General features: G+C 63.5%; 17 protein-coding genes and 2 pseudogenes. 9 read left to right on the top strand and 10 right to left on the bottom strand.

All coding sequences use genetic code 11. From position 1 onward, the window contains the following. Window positions 1-25: 25 nt before the first annotated feature. The 4 genes and pseudogenes from pta to ABQJ48_RS12315 form a co-directional block, all read right to left on the bottom strand. Window positions 26-1,060, bottom strand: coding sequence for a phosphate acetyltransferase (pta, locus tag ABQJ48_RS12325; protein WP_367838296.1), 1,035 nt, complete (start codon window positions 1,058-1,060; stop codon window positions 26-28). A 133-nt stretch (window positions 1,061-1,193) separates the two neighbouring features. Next, a complete protein-coding gene (gene xsc / locus ABQJ48_RS12320; RefSeq protein WP_367838295.1) occupies window positions 1,194-2,996 on the bottom strand; it encodes a sulfoacetaldehyde acetyltransferase in 1,803 nt (600 codons plus the stop codon). Between the two features lie 147 nt (window positions 2,997-3,143). Then, window positions 3,144-3,290, bottom strand: coding sequence for an aldehyde dehydrogenase family protein (locus ABQJ48_RS37830; RefSeq protein WP_473094133.1), 147 nt, complete (start codon window positions 3,288-3,290; stop codon window positions 3,144-3,146). A gap of 58 nt (window positions 3,291-3,348) precedes the next feature. Continuing rightward, a pseudogene (locus ABQJ48_RS12315) lies at window positions 3,349-3,835 on the bottom strand (aldehyde dehydrogenase family protein); the annotation flags it as partial. A 515-nt stretch (window positions 3,836-4,350) separates the two neighbouring features. Between ABQJ48_RS12315 and pdxR the strand changes: the two are divergent. After that, a complete protein-coding gene (gene pdxR, locus ABQJ48_RS12310; RefSeq protein ID WP_367838294.1) occupies window positions 4,351-5,877 on the top strand; it encodes a MocR-like pyridoxine biosynthesis transcription factor PdxR in 1,527 nt (508 codons plus the stop codon). Window positions 5,878-5,881: 4 nt separating this feature from the next. On the opposite strand, the gene ABQJ48_RS12305 is transcribed toward pdxR, so the two are convergent. Both ABQJ48_RS12305 and ABQJ48_RS12300 read right to left on the bottom strand, forming a co-directional pair. Next, window positions 5,882-6,634: an IclR family transcriptional regulator gene (locus ABQJ48_RS12305; protein WP_367838293.1), complete on the bottom strand. Its 753-nt coding sequence runs from the start codon at window positions 6,632-6,634 to the stop codon at window positions 5,882-5,884. Window positions 6,635-6,813: 179 nt separating this feature from the next. Continuing rightward, window positions 6,814-7,578, bottom strand: a complete 765-nt coding sequence (locus ABQJ48_RS12300) for an IclR family transcriptional regulator (RefSeq protein WP_367838292.1) — start codon at window positions 7,576-7,578, stop codon at window positions 6,814-6,816. Between the two features lie 201 nt (window positions 7,579-7,779). Between ABQJ48_RS12300 and sauS the strand changes: the two genes are divergently transcribed. The 3 genes from sauS to ABQJ48_RS12285 all read left to right on the top strand — a co-directional run bounded on the left by sauS (window position 7,780) and on the right by ABQJ48_RS12285 (window position 12,432). Beyond that, window positions 7,780-9,225: an acylating sulfoacetaldehyde dehydrogenase gene (sauS, locus tag ABQJ48_RS12295; RefSeq protein WP_367838291.1), complete on the top strand. Its 1,446-nt coding sequence runs from the start codon at window positions 7,780-7,782 to the stop codon at window positions 9,223-9,225. Then, window positions 9,222-10,880 (top strand): AMP-binding protein, encoded by a 1,659-nt coding sequence (locus ABQJ48_RS12290; protein ID WP_367838290.1) that lies wholly within the window; start codon window positions 9,222-9,224, stop codon window positions 10,878-10,880. Before sauS ends, ABQJ48_RS12290 begins: the two co-directional genes overlap by 4 nt. Window positions 10,881-11,046: 166 nt before the next feature. After that, window positions 11,047-12,432: an MFS transporter gene (locus tag ABQJ48_RS12285; protein ID WP_367838289.1), complete on the top strand. Its 1,386-nt coding sequence runs from the start codon at window positions 11,047-11,049 to the stop codon at window positions 12,430-12,432. 91 nt (window positions 12,433-12,523) lie between these two features. Here the strand turns inward: ABQJ48_RS12285 and ABQJ48_RS12280 are convergent, their stop codons facing one another. Further along, window positions 12,524-13,441: an NAD(P)-dependent oxidoreductase gene (locus tag ABQJ48_RS12280; protein WP_367838288.1), complete on the bottom strand. Its 918-nt coding sequence runs from the start codon at window positions 13,439-13,441 to the stop codon at window positions 12,524-12,526. A 226-nt stretch (window positions 13,442-13,667) separates the two neighbouring features. Here ABQJ48_RS12280 and ABQJ48_RS12275 point away from each other — a divergent pair. From ABQJ48_RS12275 to ABQJ48_RS12260, 4 genes and pseudogenes are all read left to right on the top strand, one after another. After that, window positions 13,668-13,844 (top strand): annotated as a pseudogene (locus ABQJ48_RS12275) (chloride channel protein); the annotation flags it as partial. 346 nt (window positions 13,845-14,190) lie between these two features. Then, a complete protein-coding gene (locus tag ABQJ48_RS12270) occupies window positions 14,191-15,369 on the top strand; it encodes a quaternary amine ABC transporter ATP-binding protein (protein ID WP_367838287.1) in 1,179 nt (392 codons plus the stop codon). Next, on the top strand, window positions 15,362-16,267 hold the full coding sequence (choW, locus tag ABQJ48_RS12265; RefSeq protein ID WP_367838286.1) for a choline ABC transporter permease subunit: 906 nt from the start codon (window positions 15,362-15,364) through the stop codon (window positions 16,265-16,267). The genes ABQJ48_RS12270 and choW overlap by 8 nt, the downstream gene beginning before the upstream one ends. Window positions 16,268-16,374: 107 nt before the next feature. Beyond that, window positions 16,375-17,310 carry a choline ABC transporter substrate-binding protein gene (locus ABQJ48_RS12260; RefSeq protein WP_367838285.1) on the top strand — a complete coding sequence of 312 codons (936 nt, stop codon included), beginning with the start codon at window positions 16,375-16,377 and terminating at the stop codon, window positions 17,308-17,310. A gap of 196 nt (window positions 17,311-17,506) precedes the next feature. Here ABQJ48_RS12260 and betA read toward each other — a convergent pair whose 3' ends face one another. The 3 genes from betA to betI are packed head-to-tail and all read right to left on the bottom strand — an operon-like array spanning window position 17,507 to window position 21,290. Further along, complete coding sequence (gene betA, locus ABQJ48_RS12255) at window positions 17,507-19,192, bottom strand: choline dehydrogenase (protein WP_367838284.1); 1,686 nt, start codon at window positions 19,190-19,192, stop codon at window positions 17,507-17,509. A gap of 12 nt (window positions 19,193-19,204) precedes the next feature. Further along, entirely contained in the window at window positions 19,205-20,674 is a 1,470-nt protein-coding gene (betB, locus tag ABQJ48_RS12250; RefSeq protein ID WP_367838283.1) for a betaine-aldehyde dehydrogenase, read from the bottom strand. A 28-nt stretch (window positions 20,675-20,702) separates the two neighbouring features. Then, the gene (gene betI, locus ABQJ48_RS12245; protein WP_367838282.1) at window positions 20,703-21,290 is read right to left on the bottom strand and encodes a transcriptional regulator BetI; all 588 of its coding nucleotides are present in this window, start codon (window positions 21,288-21,290) and stop codon (window positions 20,703-20,705) included. A 270-nt stretch (window positions 21,291-21,560) separates the two neighbouring features. Between betI and ABQJ48_RS12240 the strand changes: the two genes are divergently transcribed. Further along, window positions 21,561-21,941: alcohol dehydrogenase catalytic domain-containing protein (locus ABQJ48_RS12240; RefSeq protein WP_367838281.1), on the top strand; the 381-nt coding region annotated here is incomplete at its 3' end.

Below are 21,941 nucleotides of genomic sequence, written 5' to 3'. Positions count from 1 at the left end.
ACGCCGCTCATGCCGCTTATGTCGCTCAAGCAGAAGGAGCCGCCTGAGCCTTCACGAGTTGCGCCGCGGCTTGCGCCTGCACGCACGTAACTGCGATCACATAGTAGACGTCATCGGCGCTGCAACCGCGCGAGAGGTCGTTGGCCGGCTTGTTCAGGCCTTGCAATAACGGCCCGATCGCCTTCGCACCGCCGATGCGCTCAGCCAGCTTGTAGCCGATATTGCCGGCTTCCAGACTGGGGAAGATCAGCACGTTGGCGTGACCTTGCACCTGCGAATGCTCGATCTTGCGCATCGCGATTTCGGAAACGATCGCCGCGTCGAGTTGCACGTCGCCATCGATCGCGAGGTGCGGGCGCAGTGCCCGCACCTGGCGCGTTGCTTCCACGACCTTGTCGACTGCCGCATGCCGGGCGCTGCCGCTCGTCGAGAACGACAGCATGGCCACGCGCGGTTCGTCCATCAGCAGGCTTTGCGCGCTGTCGGCCGCCGCCATCGCGATTTGGGCCAGTTCACCGGCATCGGGATCCACGACGAGCGCACAGTCGGAAAAAATCAAACCGCCCTTGAAGGTGTGGAACGGCTGGCACAGCATCATCAGAAAGAAGCTCGACACCAGCTTGAACGACGGATCAATGCCGATGATCTGGATGGCCGTGCGGACCACGTCGGCGGTCGTATAGACCGAGCCGGCCACTGAGCCGTCGGCGTGACCGAGCCGCACCATCAGATTGGCGAAGCACAGCGGCTTGAGCACTTCGAGCTTCGCCTGATCGAGCGTCATGCCTTTCCTGCTGCGAAGCGCAAAGAGGGTGTCGGCAAACGATGCGGCAAGCGGCGAGCTCGCCGGGTCCACCACCTCCATGCCGGACAGGTCGATGCCTCCGGATGCCGCGGCTTCCTGGATGCCCGCAGCCGAGCCCACCAGCACGATCCGGGCAATGCCTTCGCGGGTGGCCCGCTGTGCCGCCTGCAGTATGCGCGGCTCTTCCGCCTCGCTCAGCACGATGCGCCGGGGCGAACTGCGGGCGCTTTCGATAATGCGGTTGATTGCTTTCATGGGATAGGGACGGCCCCAATGGCCGAACGAGGCAGCGAACAAAAAAGGCCGGAAACGGCGGGGAAGCCCCGGTTCCGGCCTGTCGGGCCCAGGAGATGTCCTCCTGAGCCCGGCCACCCAGACAACGGGCGAATCAGACGTAGTCCTTGTACTTCTCCAGCAGGCGCACCGGCTTGGACAGCGCATCGCGGCGGAATGGGTCGCCGAGTTCGCGCGTGCACATGATCTCGATGATGGTGGTCTTGCCCTGGTTCATCTGCAGGTCGATGGCGCGCTTGAGTGCCGGGCCCACGTCTTCGAGATTGTCCACGACGATGCCTTCCGCTCCCATCGCGCGCGCGATCTCCGCGAAGCTCTGGTTATCGAGCTCGCCCGCGACGAAGCGGCGGTTGTAGAAGTCCACCTGGTTCTTCTTTTCCGCGCCCCACTGACGGTTATGGAAGACCACCGCGGTGACCGGGATGTTGTGGCGCACGCACGTCATGGTTTCCATCAGGCTCATGCCCCATGCTCCGTCGCCGGCGTAGGAAACAGCCGGGCGGTGCGGCGCCGCCACCTTCGCGCCGATGATGGTCGGGAATGCGTAACCGCAGTTACCCCAGCTCATCGCGGCGAAGAAGCTGCGCGGCTTGTTAAAGCGCAGGTAGCTGTTTGCCACCGAGTTGATGTTGCCGATGTCGGTGGAGACCATCACGTCTTCGGGCATGGCCTTTTCCAGTTCGCGCAGCACCTGGCGAGGGTGCAGATAATGGCCGCCGCCAGGCGTGCGCTCGTGACTTTGCTCCTCGATCATGTCGAGACTGTAGGGGTCGCGCTCATGGGTCCAGCCGTCCAGCTCCTTTTCCCACGCGGCCTTTTCGGCGGCGATCTGGGCGGCGCGCTCCTCGCGTGAGGCGTCGCAGGCGAGGGTGCGGCCGGCGAGGCGCTGCGTGAGGGCGACTGCGGCGGCTTTCGCATCGCCGCAAATGCCCACGGAGATCTTCTTCACGAGGCCGAGCATCTTGTGGTCGGCATCGATCTGGATGATCTTGGCGTTCTGCGGCCAGTAGTCCATGCCATGCTGAGGCAGCGTGCCGAACGGTCCCAGCCGCGAGCCGAGGGCGACGACCACGTCAGCCTTCGAGATCAGCTTCATGGCCGCCTTCGAGCCTTGGTAGCCGAGCGGACCGCACCACAGCGGATGGTTGGCCGGGAACGAGTCGTTATGCAGGTAGCTGTTGACCACCGGGGCGCCCAGGCGCTCGGCGAGCGCTTTGCACTCCTCCAGCGCATCGGCCATGACGACGCCGCCACCCGAAATGATCACGGGGGACTTCGCCTGCGCGAGCAGTTCGGCGGCTTCATTCAGGCTTTGATCGCCGCCCGGGCCGCGGTCCAGACGTTGGGGCCGCGGAATCTCGACCTTGATCTGGCCGTAGAAATAATCGCGCGGAATGTTGAGCTGGGTCGGGCCCATTTCGGCCTGGGCACGGTCGAAGCAGCGGCCGGTGAACTCCGCCATGCGCGCCGGGTGAGTGACGTGCCCCTGGTATTTGGTGAACTCCTGGAACATGGGCAGCTGCTTCGCTTCCTGGAAGCCGCCGAGGCCGATGCCCATGGTTCCCGCCTCGGGCGTGACGATGACCACGGGGCTGTGCGCCCAGTAGGCCGCGGCAATGGCGGTCACGCAGTTGCTGATGCCCGGGCCGTTCTGCCCGATGACCACGCCATGCCGGCCCGACACGCGAGCATAGCCATCGGCCATGTGGCCGGCGCCCTGTTCGTGCACCACGGGAATCAGGCGAATGCCGGCAGGGGCGAAGATGTCCATCGCGTCCATGAACGCGGACCCCATGATGCCGAATATATCGGTCACGCCGTTGGCGGCAAGAGTTTCGACAAAAGCTTCCGAGGGTGTCATGGCCTGCGGGCCGCTGATGGGTGAATGATCGCTCATGAGGGCTGTCTCCGTGTTATAAAAGTGGAACGAAAAGTTCCGAAAAATTGATGGATGTCTGAAATGTAGGTCAAGCTCGGGAGAATGGTCAAGCGATAAATTCAGAAAACGGAATGTCCTGTACCTTAAAAGACATACTCGTCCAGGTCAGCTCCACGGCAGCGAATAGGTTTTCACGTTGGTGAAGCTTTTTATCGCTTCCTGCACGCCTTCTTTGTAGCCCAGCCCGGAATCCTTGATTCCGCCGAACGGCGTCAGTTCGAGCCGGTAACCGGGCACCTCCCGCACGTTCACACTGCCGACCTCCAGCTCCGCAATAAACCGTGTGATGTAGTCGACCCGGTTCGTACAGGTTGAACGGCGTGATCGCGGCAATGACACCGAGCAGGGGATCGCGCTGCGTGTAGACGCGGCGTTTCTTGCCGTGTGGGGTGAGATTCGCAGGAAAACACCTGGCCGTCGTCCTTGAGCGCTTCGTTTGCGCCGAAGGTCATCACGTCGCTGACGCGGCCTGCCTCATAGAGCGAGTCTTTCTTGCAAAGGCCCGACTCGGCCGTGATCAGATCAGCGATTTCTTCGGTGCGCTCACGCACCATTTCCGCTGCGCGCCGCAGGATCTCCGCGCGCTCGTAACGCGTCAACTGCGCGCGATGACCGTGCGCCCACGCGAACGCGCGTTGCACGTCGGCGACGCTCGCTTTCGGCACCGTGCCGACCCGTTCGCCGTTGTACGGATTAAAAATCTCGATGACCTGCGCGCGCCGGATCTTTTCTCCGCCGATACGCAGGGATTCATGACGAACCTGCGACGACGGTCGAGTCTCCACGATGGGGTTCATGCCGACTCCAGCGATAACACACAGCTGAAGTATTGCGGACGAAAGGTGCAAGCGCGTAGTACCAGCTTGCCTGAATCGCTGAGTCCACGTTTTCGCAGAGCGCTTTTCTGCCAAGACGATTGGCGCTATTCGCAGGCTCCGATACGCCGTGCGCACGGCGTCGCAAACAATCACCGGCTGGCTCGGAACAGGCTCATGCAGCCGAACGCGAACGCGTCAAACAGGCGCAGCAAACCGGATTACACGCGAATCCCGCGCGTGCGGACCGGGGGATGTCCCAATCGCCGTGAAAGGGTCGATGCGAGTATCGTCATTAGAAAATAGGGAGGGTTGAGGGCAGAGCCGGCTGACCGTCGGTCGCTGAGTCCACCGCGGGTGGTCTGAAGCGCAGCGCTTCGCCAAGGCACTTAAACCGTTGTCCTCGCGCCGGCAAGCTCTTTCGGTGAGCGCGTTGATCATGCAGGCGCACATCCTTCGCAGGGCGGTTGTCGCGCCGAAAAAACTCAGGAGAAAGCATGTCTAGTCGTACCTCGGTGGGCTTATGGACGCAGCGGTTCCAGCGTTCACCCGAGTCGAATATGAGCCTGCAGGGCCAGATTCGCCAGATGCTGGTGGCCGCGATTCTCGACGGCCAACTGTTGCCGGATCGCGCGTTGCCATCCAGCCGGGAGCTTGCCGACCAGTTGAGCGTTGCCCGCAACACCGTCGTGCTGGCTTATCAGCAACTCGTCGAAGAAGGGTATCTGCTCTCGCGCGAGCGCAGCGGGCACTTCGTGAATCCAGCCATTCTCGAGGGGCGCCACGGATTCTCTGCGCTGCAGACGGCGCCGGGCCAGGCGGCCAACGACTCCGTCGCGCGGCCGGATTGGGACCAGCGTGTGCGCCGGCGGCCGTCCGCGCAACGCAACATCGTCAAGCCAGGCAACTGGCTGACCTACGAGTACCCCTTTATCTACGGGCAGTTCGACCAGTCGCTGTTTCCGACGACCGACTGGCGCGAGTGCTGTATGAAAGCGCTCTCGGTGATGGAGATTCGCAACTGGGCGCCGGATCTGATCGAGCGCGATGACGATACGCTGATCCAGCAGGTCCGCACGCGCGTGCTGCCGCGGCGCGGCGTGTTCGCGATGCCGGATGAAATCGTCGTCACGATAGGCTGCCAGCAAGCGCTGTATCTTCTCGCCGATCTACTGGCGAGCGAGCGGACCACCATCGGTTTTGAGAATCCCGGCTACCCGGACGCTCGCAATATCTTCGAGAACCGCAACGCGCGGCTGCAGCCTCTGCCGGTCGACGATGGCGGTGTGCGGCCGGTCGAGGACGCCGATCTGCTCGCGCAATGCGACTACGTCTACGTCACGCCAAGCCACCAGTGCCCGACCACGGCGACCATGCCCATCGGGCGCCGCCATGCGCTCCTCGAACTGGCGCAGGAGCATGACTTCGTCCTGATCGAAGACGACTACGAGAGCGAGAACAACTTCTCCGGTGCACCGCACCCCGCATTGAAGAGCCTGGACAAGGCGGACCGCGTCATCTATATCGGCAGCCTGTCGAAGACCTTTGCGCCCGGGTTGAGGCTGGGTTATATCGTCGGACCGCGCGAGCTCATGCGCGAACTGCGGGCGCTGCGCCGACTCATGGTGCGTCACCCGGCTGCCTACATTCAGCGCGCCTTTGCGACCTTCCTGGCACTGGGGCATCACGACGCGCTATTGCGACGTCTTGCCCTGGCGTACCGGGAGCGGGCGCAGGCGCTGATGGCGGCGCTCGACGCCCATCTGCCCGAGGCGCGCTACGTGCCGCTCGGAGGCGGTGCGTCGTGTTGGGTCGAGGGGCCGCCCTGGCTCGATGCGACGCGGCTCGCGGAGGACGCGCAAGCCCACGGCATCCTGATCGAACTGGGCGACGTCTTTTTCATGACCGGACTGGAGCAGAATCGCTGCTTCCGTATGGGCTTTTCCGCCATCAAACTCGAAAAGATCGATCCCGGCGTGCGCCTGCTCGCGCAACTCGTGCGCGCGCAGCGGCCCGAGGCGTAAGCGGCTAGAACGTTTTTGCCAGCTCTCCCGCCGCTTCCTGCAAGCGCGGGACGAATTCGAGTGCGCGCGAGAGGGGCGCACGTGAAACCGGCGCATGGACCGCGATCGCCGCGATGCACGTATTGCTCTCACCGCTCACGGGCGCCGCCACGCACGCGATGCCGGCCACGAACTCTTCGTTGTCGATCGCGATGCGCTTGTGCGCGATGCGGTCGAGTTCTGCTTCGAGCAGTTCGGGATCGGTGATGGTGTTGGGCGTGAAGCGTTCGAGCTTGAGCGTGCGCACGATCGCGCTGCGTTGCTCGCGCGGCAGCATTGCCAGCAGCAGCTTGCCGCTCGCGCTGCAGTGCGCGGGCACATGTGAGCCTGGTTTGAGATCGAGCCGCAACGGCCACGGAGCTTCCATCCGGTCGAGATAAAGCACTTCCGTTTCGTGCAGCATCGTGAGATTGCAGGTCTCGCCAAGGTCGGCGACCAGATGTGCAAGGATCGCATGGCGAAGCCTGCGCGCCCCCGAATGCATCATGACGCCCAGACCGAGTTGCGCAAGGCGCGGCCCGATCACGTAGGCGTTCTTCTGGCCCGGTTCGCGGATTACGAGGCCGCCTGCTTCCAATGACGCCAGCATGCGGTGCAACGAAGCCTTCGGCAAATCGACGTCCTGTGCAATGTCGGCGAGCGACACTGGGCCGTCAGCGTTGACGAGATGCTCGAGCAGCGCGAATGCACGCAGGGTGGGAGTATCGGCTTTAATCATGTCGACCGTTCCGGAAAATGGATCGACATCATTGTACAGTGCGCCTTTTATGAAGCCGGTCTTCGCGGACCTCGCGCCGTTTCAGACGCATCGGCCAGCGCAGGTCGTCCCGTTTTCCGGAATGATGCGGTCCGCAGCGGAACGCGGGCTCCGGGGGCATTCGGCTTCTGTCGAACTCGTTACATGCGGAATGTTTTCGCGGTTTCGTCGGCCGCCTGACGCAGATCGGGCAGGAAGGCCAGCAGATCGTCGAGCGTGACCCGCCCGACCGGCGCCTGAACCGCAATCGCCGCGCAAGCGCGATTGCGGTCCAGCATGACAGGCACGGCGATGGCGATCAGCCCCTGCAGATGTTCCTGATCGTTGATCGCCAGCTGGCGCCGCCGCGTCACGACCAGTTCCTTGCGTAACGCCTCGCGGTCCGTAATGGTCCGTTCCGAATAGGCGCGCAGCGGCAAGGTTTCGATGAGCCGCTCACGCCGGTCCTTCGGCAGAAAGCTCAGCAGAAGCTTGCCGCTTGCCGAGCAATGCAATGGCACGTGCGAGCCCGGCTGAAGATGCATGCGTAACAGCCACTCCGTTTCCACGCGGTCGACGTAGACCACATCGTTGCCCGAGAGCATCGTCAGATTGCATGTCTCGCCGATTTTCGCCACCAGCTGTTCGAGCAACACATGGCGCGCGGCTGCCGGGCCCGCGTGCATCAGGACATTGACGGCAAGCATGCGCACGCGCGGCGAGCATTCATAGAGCCGGCCGCCCGCGCTGCGCGTCACGAGCCATGCGTCCATCAACTGCACGAGGATGCGATGCACGGTCTGCTTGGGCAATTGCAGCGCATGCACGAGGTCGGTCATCGAAAGCGGCGCACCTGCCTCCGCCAAGGTTTCCAGTACGCGAAACGCGCGCACTGCCGCCGCATTCGATTGATTCGAAGTCGACACTGCGTCTCCTCACCGTTGTATCTCCAACCCGGATTGTGCATCGACCTGATCGGTTTTCGGGACTATGGAAAGTCCCGAATCTTGCACTTTTCGATTCTGGCGAGGGCAGTGCAGAGAATAGTTAAAAAAACGGGACTCCGACGCGCGCGCAGCTGGCTAGATTAGTTTAACTGCCAATCTTTTCCATCAGGAGCGAACGGTATGAATGTCAGGGCCACACAAGCCGAAGCAGCGCGCCAGGGCGTGGACGGCGATGTCGAGCGCAGCGTCGCGCAACGCGTCGCGCGGGCGCGCGCCGCGCAGCGTGTGTTCGAATTCGCGGGACAACATGTGCTCGATACCGCCGTCGACGCCGCAGCATGGGCCATCATGGAGCCCGCGCGCAACCGGCGGCTTGCCGAACTGGCGGTGCACGACACCGGTCTCGGCAATGCGGATGACAAATTCCGCAAGAACTATCGTAAAACACTCGGATTGCTGCGCGATCTGCACGGACAGAAGACCAGCGGCGTGATATCGCGCGACGCGGCAACCGGCATCGTCGAGATAGCGCGCGCGGTCGGCGTGGTTGCGGCGATTACGCCGTCGACCAATCCGGCGGCGACACCGGCCAACAAGATCATCAACGCGCTCAAATGCGGCAACGCGGTGATCGTCGCGCCTTCGCCGAAGGGCTTTTCTTCCTGCGCGCTGCTAATCGAGTTCATTCATGATCAATTCGCCAAAGCCGGGCTGCCGGCGGATCTCGTCCAGATGTTGCCCGCGCCGATCAGCAAGGCGGCCACCGCCGAATTGATGCGCGAGGCCGACCTGGTCGTCGCGACCGGATCGCAGGCGAACGTGCGGATGGCCTATGCAAGCGGGACGCCCGCGTTTGGCGTGGGAGCGGGAAACGTAGCTTCGATCGTGACGGCGTCTGCCGATCTGCACGATGCGGCGCACAAGATTGCCAGCTCGAAGACCTTCGATAACGCGACGAGCTGTTCATCCGAGAACAGCGTCGTGATCGAAGAGGCCGTGTACGAGCCGATGTTGCGCGAACTGGCCGCGTGCGGCGGCGTGCTGCTCGACGGCTCGCAGAAGGCGCGGCTGCAGGCCGCTATGTGGGTGAACGGCAAGCTCTCCGAGCAATGCACGGCGAGATCGGCTGCCTCGATTGCGCGCGCGGCGGGCCTCGATGACATTGCCGAACGTGACCCTGCGTTTCTGATGGTGGAAGAAACAGGCTTCGGTGCGGACTACCCATTTTCCGGCGAGAAGCTCGCGCCGGTTTTGACTGTTTATCGCGCGAACACTTTCGACGCCGCTTGTAGTCTCGTACGCGGCATCTACGCCTACATGGGAGCCGGGCATTCGGTCGGCCTGCATTCCTCCGATCCGGAGCAAGCCGTCCTACTCGGTTCGACGTTGCCGGTCGCGCGCGTGATCGTGAATCAGGCGCATTGCTTCGCCACCGGCGGCAACTTCGATAACGGCTTGCCGTTCTCCCTGTCGATGGGATGCGGGACGTGGGGCCGCAATAATTTCTCGGGCAATCTGAACTTCCGCCAATACCTGAACATCACGCGCGTCGCCTACCCGATCGAGGAGCGCGTGCCTGAGGTCGAAGACCTGCTCGGCGATTTTTTCAAGAGGTACGGTCGATGAATCAGCCTGTTACGATCCGCGCGCTGATCGACGCGCGCGCCGCGCAGTTTCCGGACAAGCCGTTCCTGCTGGCGGCACCCGAAGGCGACGATAACCGTGGCTCCGACAGCGTCGGCGGTTCGCGCGTGAACACCTTGACGTTTGGCGAACTGCGCGACGACTGCCGCGTGCTGGAAGCGCGTTTTTGGGAAGCCGGGTTGCGGCCGGGCGATGTCGTCTCGGTGTACATGGGCAACGGCATCCAGACCGCCCGGCTGTTGCTTGCCGCGATGTATAGCGGGCTCGTCGCGAACCCGCTCAATCTGCTGTGCCAGCCCTCGCAACTTCGCTACATCGTCGAGCATTCGGACACGCACATGATCTTTGCCACGCGCGAGACGCGCGAAGCGGTCGCCGTTGCAATTGCCGGCTCGCAGGAGTCAGCGCGGGGCCGCGACATCGCGCTGGTGCTAACGGAACCGGATGCGCTGGAGCCGCCCGCGTCGCTGCAAACCGAGCTGGCTCTGGCGGAGGCGACCGTAGGCGCGGCTGCGCAGCCAACCTCGGCGGCGCGCGCCGCTGTGCACCTGCGCAATGCGGCGCTCGCATCCTCACCGGAACCGGACGCGGACGACGTCGCGCTGCTGATGTACACCTCGGGCACCACCGGCGCACCGAAGGGCGTCTTGCTGACGCATCGGAACCTGCTCGCCAACGCGGGCAACATCACCGCCGAACACCGGCTCGGCGATGATGACCGGGTTCTCGCTTCGTTGCCTTTCTATCACATCAATGGCCTCGTTGTGACGCTGCTGGCGCCGCTCTTTCACGGCGGCTCGGTGGTCGTGACGCCGCGCTTTTCGGGTCGCACCTTCTGGCGCGACGTCGCGCGCTACGGCTGTACGTGGATCAACGTCGTGCCGACGATCGTCGCGTATTTGCTGAACAACAACGAACAGTGCGCGTTCGATCTGTCGGCGCTGAAGTTCTGCCGCAGTGCTTCCGCGGCGCTGCCGGTCGATCATCATCGCGCGTTCGAGGCGCGCTTCGGGGTCGGCATCATCGAAACCATGGGCATGACCGAAACGGCCGCGCCCGTGTTCAGTAATCCTTATGATGCGGCGTCGCGCAAGATCGGCAGCATCGGTCGGCCTTCGGGCGGCGAAGCCAAGGTGATAGGGCGGGACGGCCACGAGTGCGTGCCCAACGAGTGCGGCGAAATCGTGCTGCGCGGCGAGCAGGTCATGGACGGCTACTATAAGCGGCCTGAGGAAACCCGCGCCGCTTTCACCGACGACGGCTGGCTGCGCACCGGCGACCTCGGGTATCGCGACGAGGACGGCTATTTCTACATCAACGGCCGGGCGAAGGAACTGATCATCAAGGGCGGCGAGAACATCGCGCCGCGCGAAATCGACGAAGCGTTGCTCCGGCACCCCGGCGTGCTGGATGCGGCGGCGGTCGGAGTCCCGGACACGGCGTACGGTCAGGAGATCGTTGCATTCGTGGTGCCGCGCGTCGCCGAGGGACAAGGCGCGCTCGACACGGCCGAGCTGCATGCGCACTGCTTGCGCGAACTGGGCCGCTACAAGACACCGAAGGCGTTCCACTTCGTTGCGGAACTGCCTCGCGGGCCTTCGGGCAAGGTGCAACGTCTGAAGCTCGTGCCGTCCTGATGCGGCTGCTGTCTGCCGGCGGCGGCAGCGCCGGCATGCGCGAAGGAAGGTAGGAGAGTGCGAGAGCGGACCCATCCGCCGCACTGATCGAACGAGCTGGACGTCGCCGGCGCAGCAGCCGTCGATGACGCCATAGCCGTCACATGAGAGAGAGACAGGAGACAGCATGAACACACACAAGCGGCGTGTGAAGACGCGCCACATCATTCTGGCCGTCATGTGCCTGATGTATTTCATCTCGTACATCGATCGTGTCAACATCGCCGTGGCCGGCCCGATGATTCGCCACGAAATGGGGCTGACCACCGTTCAGCTAGGCCTGGTGTTCTCGGCTTTTGCGTATCCGTATGCGTTCATGCAGATCCTCGGCGGCTGGCTGTCGGATAAGTACGGGCCGAAACTGGTGCTGACGGTGCTGTCGTTGATCTGGGGCGTGGCGACGCTCGCCACCGGTTTTGCCGGTAGCGTAGTGATGCTGGTCGCGCTGCGCTTTGCGCTCGGGATCGGCGAAGGCGGTGCCTTTCCGAGCGCCACGCGGGCATTCACTTACTGGATGCCGGTTGCCGAACGTGGCTTCGCGCAAGGCATCACGCACAGTTTCGCGCGTCTGGGCGGCGCAGTGACGCCGCCGCTCGTGCTCGCGGTGGTCGTGGCGGGCGGCTGGCGCGATGCGTTCATTCTGCTCGGCGTGGCCAGCCTCGCATGGACGGTGCTCTACCTGTGCGTGTTCACGAACTCGCCCGAGCAGAACCGGCGCATCACGCCCGAGGAAACCGCCGAGATCGGCTATCGTGCTGGCGATTGCGACCGCGCAAAGCATTCGGCCACGCCGTGGCGAAAGCTGATCCGCCGCATGTGGCTCGTGACTTTCGTCGACTTCTGTTACGGCTGGCTGCTTTGGGTCTATCTGACCTGGCTGCCTTCGTATCTGAAAGAAGCGCGCGGCTTCGACCTCAAACAGCTGGCACTTTTCACCGCGCTGCCGCTGCTCGCCGGGGTGATCGGCGATACGCTGGGCGGCGTGGCGTCGGACAAGCTCTACAAGCTGACCGGCCGCCTGCGCTTTGCCCGGTGTGCCGTGCTGGTGGTGGGCATGGGTGGCTCACTGATCTTCCTTCTGCCGATGGTCACCGCGACCAACCCGATGATGGCGGTGCTGTTCCTGTCCGCTTCGTTCTTCTTCCTCGAGATCACGAATCCCGTGTTGTGGACGTTGCCGCTCGACATCGCCGGCAAATACGCCGGTACCGCGGGCGGCATGATGAACACGGGCTTCGGCGTGGCGGGCATGCTGTCGCCGGTCGTGTTCGGTTATCTGATCGAGACTACCGGCAGCTACGATGTCCCGTTCACGATTTCGGCGGCGCTGCTGGCCGTGGGTATCGTGGCGGCCCTCTTCATCGATACGGGCAAGACGGTCGAGGCCGACGAAGAGCGGGAGCGGCAGGAAGGGCTCGGGCTGGGCGGCGGCGTGCCCGCGTTTGTTCAGGCGGGCACTGCCGTGCGGCTGGAGCGGCATCACCTGCGCCGTCCGTTGCGGTGGCGCAAATGACAGAGGCGCCAGGCGGCGCGCCCGCCAGGCGCGCGGCCAGATGCGCGCTCGAAGGCGCGCTCAGGTGCGGGCGCAGACGCCCGCTCCGGTGCTAGCCGGCGGACTTGAGCTTGCGCAGGCGCCAGATGAGGCTGGACGTATCGTAGCGGTTGCCGCCCAGCGCCTGCACGTCGCCATAGAACTGGTCGACGAGAGCGGTGACCGGTAGCGATGCGCCATTGCGCTTCGCTTCGTCGAGGCAGAAGCCGAGGTCCTTGCGCATCCAGTCGACCGCGAAACCGTAATCGAACTTGCCTTCGATCATCGTCGCGCCGCGGTTTTCCATCTGCCAACTGGCGGCGGCGCCCTTGCCGATCACCGCCAGCACGAGCCGCATGTCGAGGCCGGCATGCTCGCCGAAGTTGATGGCTTCGGCCAGGCCCTGCACCATGCCGGCAATACAGATCTGATTGACCATCTTCGCCAGTTGACCTGCGCCTGCCGGGCCGATCAGCGTGACGGCCGTCGCATAGTGATCGAGCGTCGCCGCGGCGCGTTCGAACGCCGTGGCATCGCCGCCGCACATGATGGTCAGCGTGCCCTTCTGGGCGCCGGCCTGCCCGCCGGAGACCGGCGCGTCGATGAAATGCAGGCCTTGCCTTTGCGCGATCTCCGCGAGTTCCCGGGCGACGTTGGCCGATGCCGTCGTATGGTCGACGAATACCGCGCCAGGTGCCATGCCCGCAAATGCTCCGTCGTCACCGAGCGTGATGCTGCGCAAGTCGTCGTCGTTGCCCACACACGCGAGTGCGAGATCTGCGCCGTCGACGGCTTCACGCGGCGTGCGCGCCGCGCGTCCACCGTATTCGGAGACCCATTGCTCGGCTTTCGGCCAGGTACGGTTGTACACGGTTACGTCGAGGCCGGCTTTGGCCAGATGCCCGGCCATTGGATGACCCATGACGCCGAGGCCGAGAAAGGCGACGCGACGCACTGCATTGCTGTGGGAGGGGGCGGCTGAATTGTTCACTGGGGCTCCTCAAGGGTGGAGGCGAGATTGGGGGAAACCATTATGTCAGCGATATCGACCCCGCGCGAGCGCAGGCCGGCCGGCGGCGCACATGGTATGTTGGCGAAAACTGCTTGATCAGTTAGTACAACGATGAAAAGCAACGATTGTCAGATCATGCTTGCGGCCTCCAAAAGCGCGCAGCATCGAGCACAGCCATAAACCGTGGCCACGTCGGACAGGCTTGGTGTCGGGCTTCTCGCCGTCGCTATTCGTTGGCGCCACGCCTGGCGCAGCGTGGTCCTCCATCGTAGCGATCATCGAGCCGGGTGCACCGTTGAGGGCGCCAGCGTTTGCGATGGCAGGAAGGGGCGCGATGCTGGGCGGCAGCACCGGCACGGCCATGACCGCGGTGGCAATGATCTTCGAGATGACGGGAAACCAGGATATCGTCCTGCCGATAACCATCGCAGTCGCATTGAGTCTGGGTGCGCAGGCTGCCACTTCTGCAACGGCGCCGGCTGTTGCCGACGCGTTTTCTTTCGCTCTGCTTGCATCACTTATGCTAATGCGACACGCCGCGCCGACCCTGCCAATAGCCGTCAAACGCTTGCGCCACAGGGCTGCGCCGAGTACGCGGCGAGGCTCGCGCGGCGCGATTGTCGTATTTCCACATGTGGTTGTCGCAAATAGTCGGCTAGGCGCACTTTTTTCTGGCAACTATGTATGTACAGCGCGGACGGACGTCCGCCACGCTAGGAGAGCATTCAATGAATTCCCCGAAGGTCGTGGTCGAAGGACTATGCAAGGTGTTCGGCCCCAACCCGAAACAGGCGAGCGCCATGCTGGCCGCCGGCGCAACCAAAGAGGACGTGTTCGCGCGCACCGGTCATATCGTCGGCGTGCACAACGTGTCGTTCGAAGTGAAGGAAGGCGAGATCTTCGTGCTGATGGGCCTGTCCGGCTCCGGCAAGTCGACGCTGATTCGCCTGATCAACCGGCTCGTCGAGCCGACGGCCGGCAAGGTGCTGATCGACGGCCGCGACGTGGCGAGCGTGCCGCGCTCGGAATTGACGGCGCTGCGCCGCAAGGACATGAGCATGGTGTTCCAGTCGTTCGCGCTGATGCCGCAGCGAACGGTGCTGTCGAACGCCGCGTTCGGGCTCGAAGTGGCGGGCCTCGGCCGCAAGGAACGCGAGAAGCGGGCCATGGCAGTGCTGGAGCAGGTCGGCCTCGCGCCGTTCGCGCAAAAGCTGCCCGCGCAGCTCTCGGGGGGCATGCAGCAGCGCGTGGGCCTCGCGCGGGCGCTGGCGGTCAACCCGTCGCTGATGATCATGGACGAGGCGTTTTCCGCGCTCGATCCGCTCAAGCGCAAGGAAATGCAGAACGTGCTGCTCGAGCTGCAACGCGAGCAGCAGCGCACGATCCTGTTCGTGTCGCACGATCTGGAAGAGGCGATGCGCATCGGCACGCGCATCGCGATCATGGAGGGCGGCAAGGTCGTGCAAATCGGCACGCCGCAGCAGATCATCACGAATCCCGCCGACGATTACGTGCGGGCGTTCTTCGAAGGTATCGACACGAGCCGCTACCTGACCGCCGGCGACCTGATGCAGACCGACGCCGTGCCGCTCATGCAGCACGCGTCGCCCATCGATGCATCGAGCGTCGCGGCGACGCTGAACGGCAGCGCCGACTACGCGTTCGTGCTCGACAGCGCGCGCCGGATTCGCGGCTTCGTGTGCCGCGATGCGCTGGGCAGCGCCTCGCCGAAGCTCAACCCCGTCGAATGCATCCACCGCACTGCGCCGCTCGACGACGTCGTCGAACGGGTGGTGGCAAGCCACGCGCCGCTGCCGGTCGTCGAAGCGGACGGCTCGTACTGTGGTTCGGTCAACAAGACGACCGTGCTGAACGTTCTCACGCGCCATCGGAGCTCCCATGTCTGAAGTCATTCCACTTGGCGCCTGGGTCGATCACGGCGTTCACTACCTGCTCGATCACGACGCGAAAACCTTTGATTCGATCGGCAAGGTCATCGAGAACTTTGCCGCCGTCATCGAGCATGGCCTGCAGGCCGTGCCGATGTGGGCGCTGATGGCGTTCTTCGTCGGCATCGGCTTGTGGCGGGTGGGCTGGCGTTTCGCCTTGTTCACCCTGCTCGCGCTGCTGCTGATCTACGGCACCGGCTTCTGGGACCAGATGGTGATCACGCTCGGCCTTACGCTGTCCTCGACCTTGATCAGCCTGCTGCTCGGCGTGCCGCTCGGCATCTGGACCGCGAAGAGCCGCACAGTGGAGATGGTGGTGCGCCCGGTGCTCGATCTGATGCAGACCATGCCCGCGTTCGTCTACCTGATTCCGGCCGCGATGCTGTTCGGCCTGGGCCGCGTGCCGGGGATTCTGTCGACGGTGATCTTTGCAATGCCGCCCGCAGTGCGCCTCACGTCGCTCGGCATCAAGCATGTGAACCGCGAAATCGTCGAGGCCGGGCAGGCTTTTGGCTGCACGCCGTGGCAACTGCTGTACAAGGTGCAGTTTCCCAATGCGCTGCCGTCGATCATGACCGGTGTGAACCAGACCATCATGATGGCGCTGTCGATGGTGATCATCGCGTCGATGGTCGGCGCGGGCGGTCTGGGCAACGACGTGCTGGCGAGTATTCAGCGGCTGGACATCGGGCTGGGATTCGAAAGCGGTCTTTCGGTGGTGATGCTTGCGATCATCCTGGACCGCATCACGGAGAGCTTCGGCCGTGCGCCGGGCATGGCGCGCGCGCCGTTGCTGTCGGGCTTGCGCAGCCTGATGAACGTGCGCCGCGCGCCAGCCGCCGCGCAGCACGGCTGAGCGGCCTATGAAGCGCGATGCGATCAGCTCTGTGGTTGTGCGCGTGAATAGGCCAATTAAAATCTTTTCTGCCTGTTAAGACCAATACCAATCATCAAAGGACCGTCATGAAACGTTTGTGGGCTGCGTCGCTGTGCGCGCTGTCGGTGTCGTCTGTCTTTGCCGCAGAACCTGCTACCTGCCGGGACGTCCGGTTTGCCGACGTCGGCTGGACCGACATTGCGGCGACTACCGGGCTTGCCTCCACCGTGCTTGAAGGGCTCGGCTACAAGCCGACCAAGACGATTGCTTCAGTACCGATCACATTCGCCGGTGTAAAGAGCAAGCAGATCGACGTGTTCCTCGGCTACTGGTCGCCGACCATGGACCCGATGATCGATCCGTTCAAGAAAGCCGGCCAGCTCACGGTGCTGGCCACGCCGAATCTGACCGGCGCGAAATACACGCTGGCCGTGCCCGACTACGCGTATCAGGCCGGCATCAAGTCGTTCAACGACATCGCGAAGAACTACGACAAGCTCGACGGGAAGATCTACGGCATCGAGCCGGGCAACGACGGCAACGCGCTGATCAAGAAGATGATCGACAGCAACCAGTACGGGCTCGGCAAGTTCAAGATGGTGGAGTCGAGCGAGGCGGGCATGCTGGTCGAAGTCAACCGCGCGATCCGCGAGAAGAAGCCGATTGTGTTTCTCGGCTGGGAACCGCATCCGATGAACGTACAGATGAAGATCGATTATCTGTCCGGCGGCGACGACGTGTTCGGCGCGAATTACGGCGAAGCGAAAGTGCTGACGGTGACGTCGACAGATTATTCGACGCGTTGCCCCAATGTCGCGAAGCTCGTATCGAACCTGCAGTTCACGACCGATATCGAGAACCACGTGATGGTGCCGATCATGAACAAGACGGATCCGAACAAGGCCGCGCGCCAGTGGCTAAAGGCGAATCCGGGCGTGCTCGATAAATGGCTCGCGGGTGTGAAGACGTTCGACGGCAAGGATGGTTTGCCGGCTGTGAAAGCGTATGTAGCGGGCAAATAATGCGCTGCGCCTTGCGGGGTCCGCACTGGCATGAATGACTGAAGGGCGCGTTTCGCGCCCTTTGGTTTTGGAGCACCTGTCAGGTGCAGGGATGGCTCAATACTCGTAGCGTGCGCCCCTTTCTTCTTGCCGCGCCGATACCACTGAGGTAGTCAATCGCGATGTTTGTGCGGTGGCGCCGCAAACGCGGCGCGCGCTAAACCGTCGCCGTTTCGCGCTTTCTGGAAGGCACGCCATTCGCGACGAAGTAAGGCGTATCCACACGCGGCAGCGCTTCACGTCCACGAATGCGGTCGGCGATCTTCTCCGCGAGCATGATGGTCGGCGCATTCAGATTGCCCGTGGTGATCTGCGGCATGATCGACGCATCGACCACGCGCAGTCCTTCCATGCCATGCACGCGGCCTTCGTTGTCCACCACCGCCATCTCGTCGTAACCCATCTTGCACGAGCAGGACGGATGAAACGCCGTCTCGGCGCGCATCCGCACGAAGGTGTCGAGCTGTTCATCCGTGCTCAGTTCCGCGCCCGGATTCAGTTCGCGTCCGCGATAACGATCGAGCGCCGGCTGGCGCATGATCTCGCGGGTAATCCGGATGCCGTCGCGGAACTCGCGCCAGTCCAGTGGATCGGCCATGTAGTTGAACAGAATGCTCGGATGCGCGTTCGGATCGCGTGACGTGAGCTTCACACGGCCACGGCTTGGCGAACGCATCGACCCCACATGCGCCTGAAAGCCATGCATCTTGATCGCGTTAGAGCCGTTGTAATTGATCGCTACCGGCAGGAAGTGATATTGAATGTTAGGCCAAAGGTCGTCGTCGCGGGTGCGGATAAAGCCGCCTGCTTCGAACTGATTGCTTGCGCCGATGCCTGTACCGTTCAGCATCCATTCGAGTCCGATCGCCGGCTGATTCCACCACTGCAACGCGGGATAGAGCGAAACGGGCTCCTTGCATTCGTACTGAATGTACATCTCCAGATGGTCTTGCAAGTTATCACCGACACCGGGCAGATCATGCACGAGCGGCACATCGAGTTCGCGCAGCCAACTCGCGCGGCCCACACCCGAACGTTGCAGCAATTGCGGCGATGCGATTGCGCCGCTGCATACCAGCACTTCGCGGCGCGCGTGCGCTTTCACCGCATTGCCATGGTGCAGATATGCGACGCCCACTGCACGCTTGCCGGAGAACAACACGCGATCGGTCACGGCATGCGTGAGGATCGTCAGGTTCGCACGCGTTTTTGCGCGATCCAGATAGCCGCGCGCCGTGCTCGCACGCCGGCCGTTCGCCGTAACCGTGCGGTCCATGGGACCAAAGCCTTCCTGCTGATAGCCGTTCAGATCGTCGGTACGTGGGAAGCCCGCTTGCACACCTGCCTCGACCATCGCAGCAAAAAGCGGGTTGTTGCCGGGCTTGCTGGTGGTCACATGCACCGGGCCATCGCCGCCGTGATATGCGTTCGCGCCCACGTCGCGCGTCTCGGCCTTGCGGAAATACGGCAGGCAATCCAGATAGGTCCAGTTTTCCAGACCTTCTCGCGTTGCCCAGCCGTCGTAATCCAGCGCATTGCCGCGGATGTAGCACATGCCGTTGATCAGCGACGAACCGCCCAGCCCCTTGCCGCGTCCGCATTCCATGCGCCGGTTGTTCATATGCGGTTCGGGGTCCGTTTCGTACGCCCAGTTATAGCGGCGCCCTTGCAGCGGATACGCGAGTGCCGCCGGCATCTGCGTGCGGAAGTCGAGGCGGTAGTCCGGGCCGCCTGCTTCGAGCAGCAGCACGGTGACGTCCGCGTCTTCGGTCAGGCGCGAGGCGAGCACGTTGCCCGCCGATCCCGCCCCGACAATGATGTAGTCGTATTCATTCGAAGCCATCGCAGCCACTCCTTAGAACACCGGTTGATAGGGACCGAGCTCGACTTGCACGGACTTGATGCGCGTGTAGTGCTCGAGCGTCGTGATGCCGTTTTCGCGGCCCACACCTGATTGCTTGTAGCCGCCCACCGGCATTTCCGCCGGCGATTCGCCCCACGTGTTGATCCAGCAGATGCCCGCTTCGAGTTGATGAATGACGCGATGCGCGCGCGCGAAGTTCTCCGTGACCACACCCGCGGCGAGACCGTAGGCGGTGTTGTTTGCTCGTGCGATCGCTTCGTCTTCGTCGTCGAACACCAGGATGCTCATGACCGGGCCGAAGATTTCTTCGCGCACGATGCGCATGTCGTCGCGGCAATCGGCGAACACGGTCGGCTCGACATATTGGCCGGGGCCGAAATGCCCTTGGGTCAGACGCTTGCCGCCTGCAACGAGTCGCGCGCCTTCCTGCAGGCCGCTTTCGATGTAGCCCAATACCTTCTGCAATTGCGCGGCGCTGACGAGCGGACCGAAGTTCGTATCGCCGTTGGTGGGGAAGCCGACGCGAATGCGTTTGACGCGTTCCCGCACGAGCCTTTCGAATTGCTCGTGAACACCGCGCTGCACGAAAACGCGCGTGCCGTTGGTGCAGACCTGGCCGGAGCTGAAAAAGTTGGCGCTCATCGCGATGTCGGCGGCGCGTTCGAGATTGGCGTCGTCGAACACGAGCAGCGGCGATTTGCCGCCGAGTTCCATGGTCACTTCTTTCAGCGATGAACCGCCCGCGAGCGACATCACCTTCTTGCCCGTTTCCACACCGCCCGTGAACGATATCTTCTCGATGCCGGGATGCGCCGCGAGCATCGCACCGACGCGGCCGTCACCTTGCACGACATTGAACACGCCCGCTGGCACGCCTGCTTCGGTGTAAATCTCCGCGAGTTTAAGCGCGGACAGTGGCGTGATTTCGCTCGGCTTGAAGATCATCGCGTTGCCGGCTGCAAGCGCGGGCGCCGACTTCCAGCACGCGATCTGAATCGGGTAGTTCCACGCGCCGATGCCCGCGCATACACCCAACGGCTCGCGCCGCGTATAAACGAAAGAGGAAGGCCGCAACGGAATCTGCTGCCCTTCGATGGCGGTGGCGAGGCCCGCATAGTATTCGATCACGTCCGCGCCGGTGACGATGTCCACCGCGCGTGTCTCCGTTATCGGCTTGCCGGTGTCGCGTGTTTCAAGTGCGGCGAGTTCGTCGTTGCGCTCGCGCAGGATATCGACCGCACGGCGCAGAATGCGCGAGCGCTGCATCGCGGTCATCGCGGCCCATTCGCGCTGACCGTCGCGCGCCGACTGCACCGCGCGCTCGACGTCCGCCGCCGACGCCTGTTGCACACTGGCGAGCGTTTCGCCGGTGGCGGGGTCGAGCGTCTCGAAGGTTTCCGCGCTGGTCGCGTCGACGTAGGTTCCGTTGATGTAGAGACGTTGCGTTGCGAATACCGCCATGGCTTGCTCCTTTAAAAGTGTCAGCGGTCTAGTTGCCTGCGGCGAGGACCAGATCGATATATTCGTTGGCGACGCGCAGCGCCGCTTTGGTGTCGAATGGTTCGCCCGACAGCGCACCGCGCAGCCATAAGCCGTCGATCAACGCGGCGAGGCCGCTCGCCGCGCGCCGTGCCGCCTGACGCGGCAGCGCCCTGGAAAAATCGGCGCACAGGTTCGAGTTCAACCGGCGCGTGTTGACGTATTGCAGCCGCCGCAGCTGCGGCTTGTGCATGCTCTCGGACCAGAAAGCGAGCCAGGTTTTCATCACCGGCGCGCTGGTCTGCTCGGCGTCGAAATTCGCGGCGACCACGGCGCGCAATTTCGAGCGCGGGTCCGCTTTCGCCGCCCGCCGCCGACGCGAGGTGGCTTGCCACAGATCGCGCAGCACGTGCCGCATGGTGGCCTCCAGCAAGCCGTCTTTGTCGCCGAAATAGTGGCTGACGATGCCGGTGGAGATACTGGCGCGCTGGGCCACCGACGCCAGCGTCGCGCCCGCGAGACCGGCCTGGTCGATCGTGAGGAGCGTTGCGTCTATCAGTTGCGCGCGGCGGATTTCGCGCATTCCAAGTTTGGGCATGGGGCAGCCAGGGGCGGGCAGTAAGAAGGGCGTGGGACGAGCGCAACCGGCCCACATGTTCGAGAGAGCATGGTAGTTTTTTTATATTGAACGGTCAATCAATAAAAAACGGATGGACCCGACAGCAGTGGAGCCCGGGCCTCATGTCGGTTCCAGCCAAACCCATGTCGCGTTCGCTGCCTATGCCTCGCGGCAGCGGGCGCTACCCTCGATGAACGGCGTACCCCATCGAGCGGGGGCGCGCCACTCACGAGACATGGAGACAGACAGATGAGCAGCAATCGCGGCGTCGTATATCTGGGGCAGGGCAAGGTGGAAGTCCAGTCGATCGACTATCCGAAGATGGTCGATCCGCGCGGGCGGTCGATCGGTCACGGCGTGATCCTGAAGGTGGTGAGCACGAATATCTGCGGCTCCGACCAGCACATGGTGCGCGGGCGCACGACCGCGGAAGTGGGCCTCGTGCTCGGCCACGAGATCACCGGCGAGGTGATCGAGGTGGGCCGCGACGTCGAGACGCTGGCCATCGGCGATCTGGTCTCGGTGCCGTTCAACGTCGCATGCGGGCGCTGCCCGACGTGCAAGGCGCAGCATACCGGCGTGTGCCTGAACGTGAACCCGGCGCGCGCGGGCGGCGCGTATGGCTATGTG

Source organism: Paraburkholderia suaedae, assembly GCF_040812055.1.
Taxonomy (GTDB): domain Bacteria; phylum Pseudomonadota; class Gammaproteobacteria; order Burkholderiales; family Burkholderiaceae; genus Paraburkholderia.
Note: the sequence above shows the minus strand (reverse complement) of the source record. Positions and strands in the feature narration are given on the sequence as shown.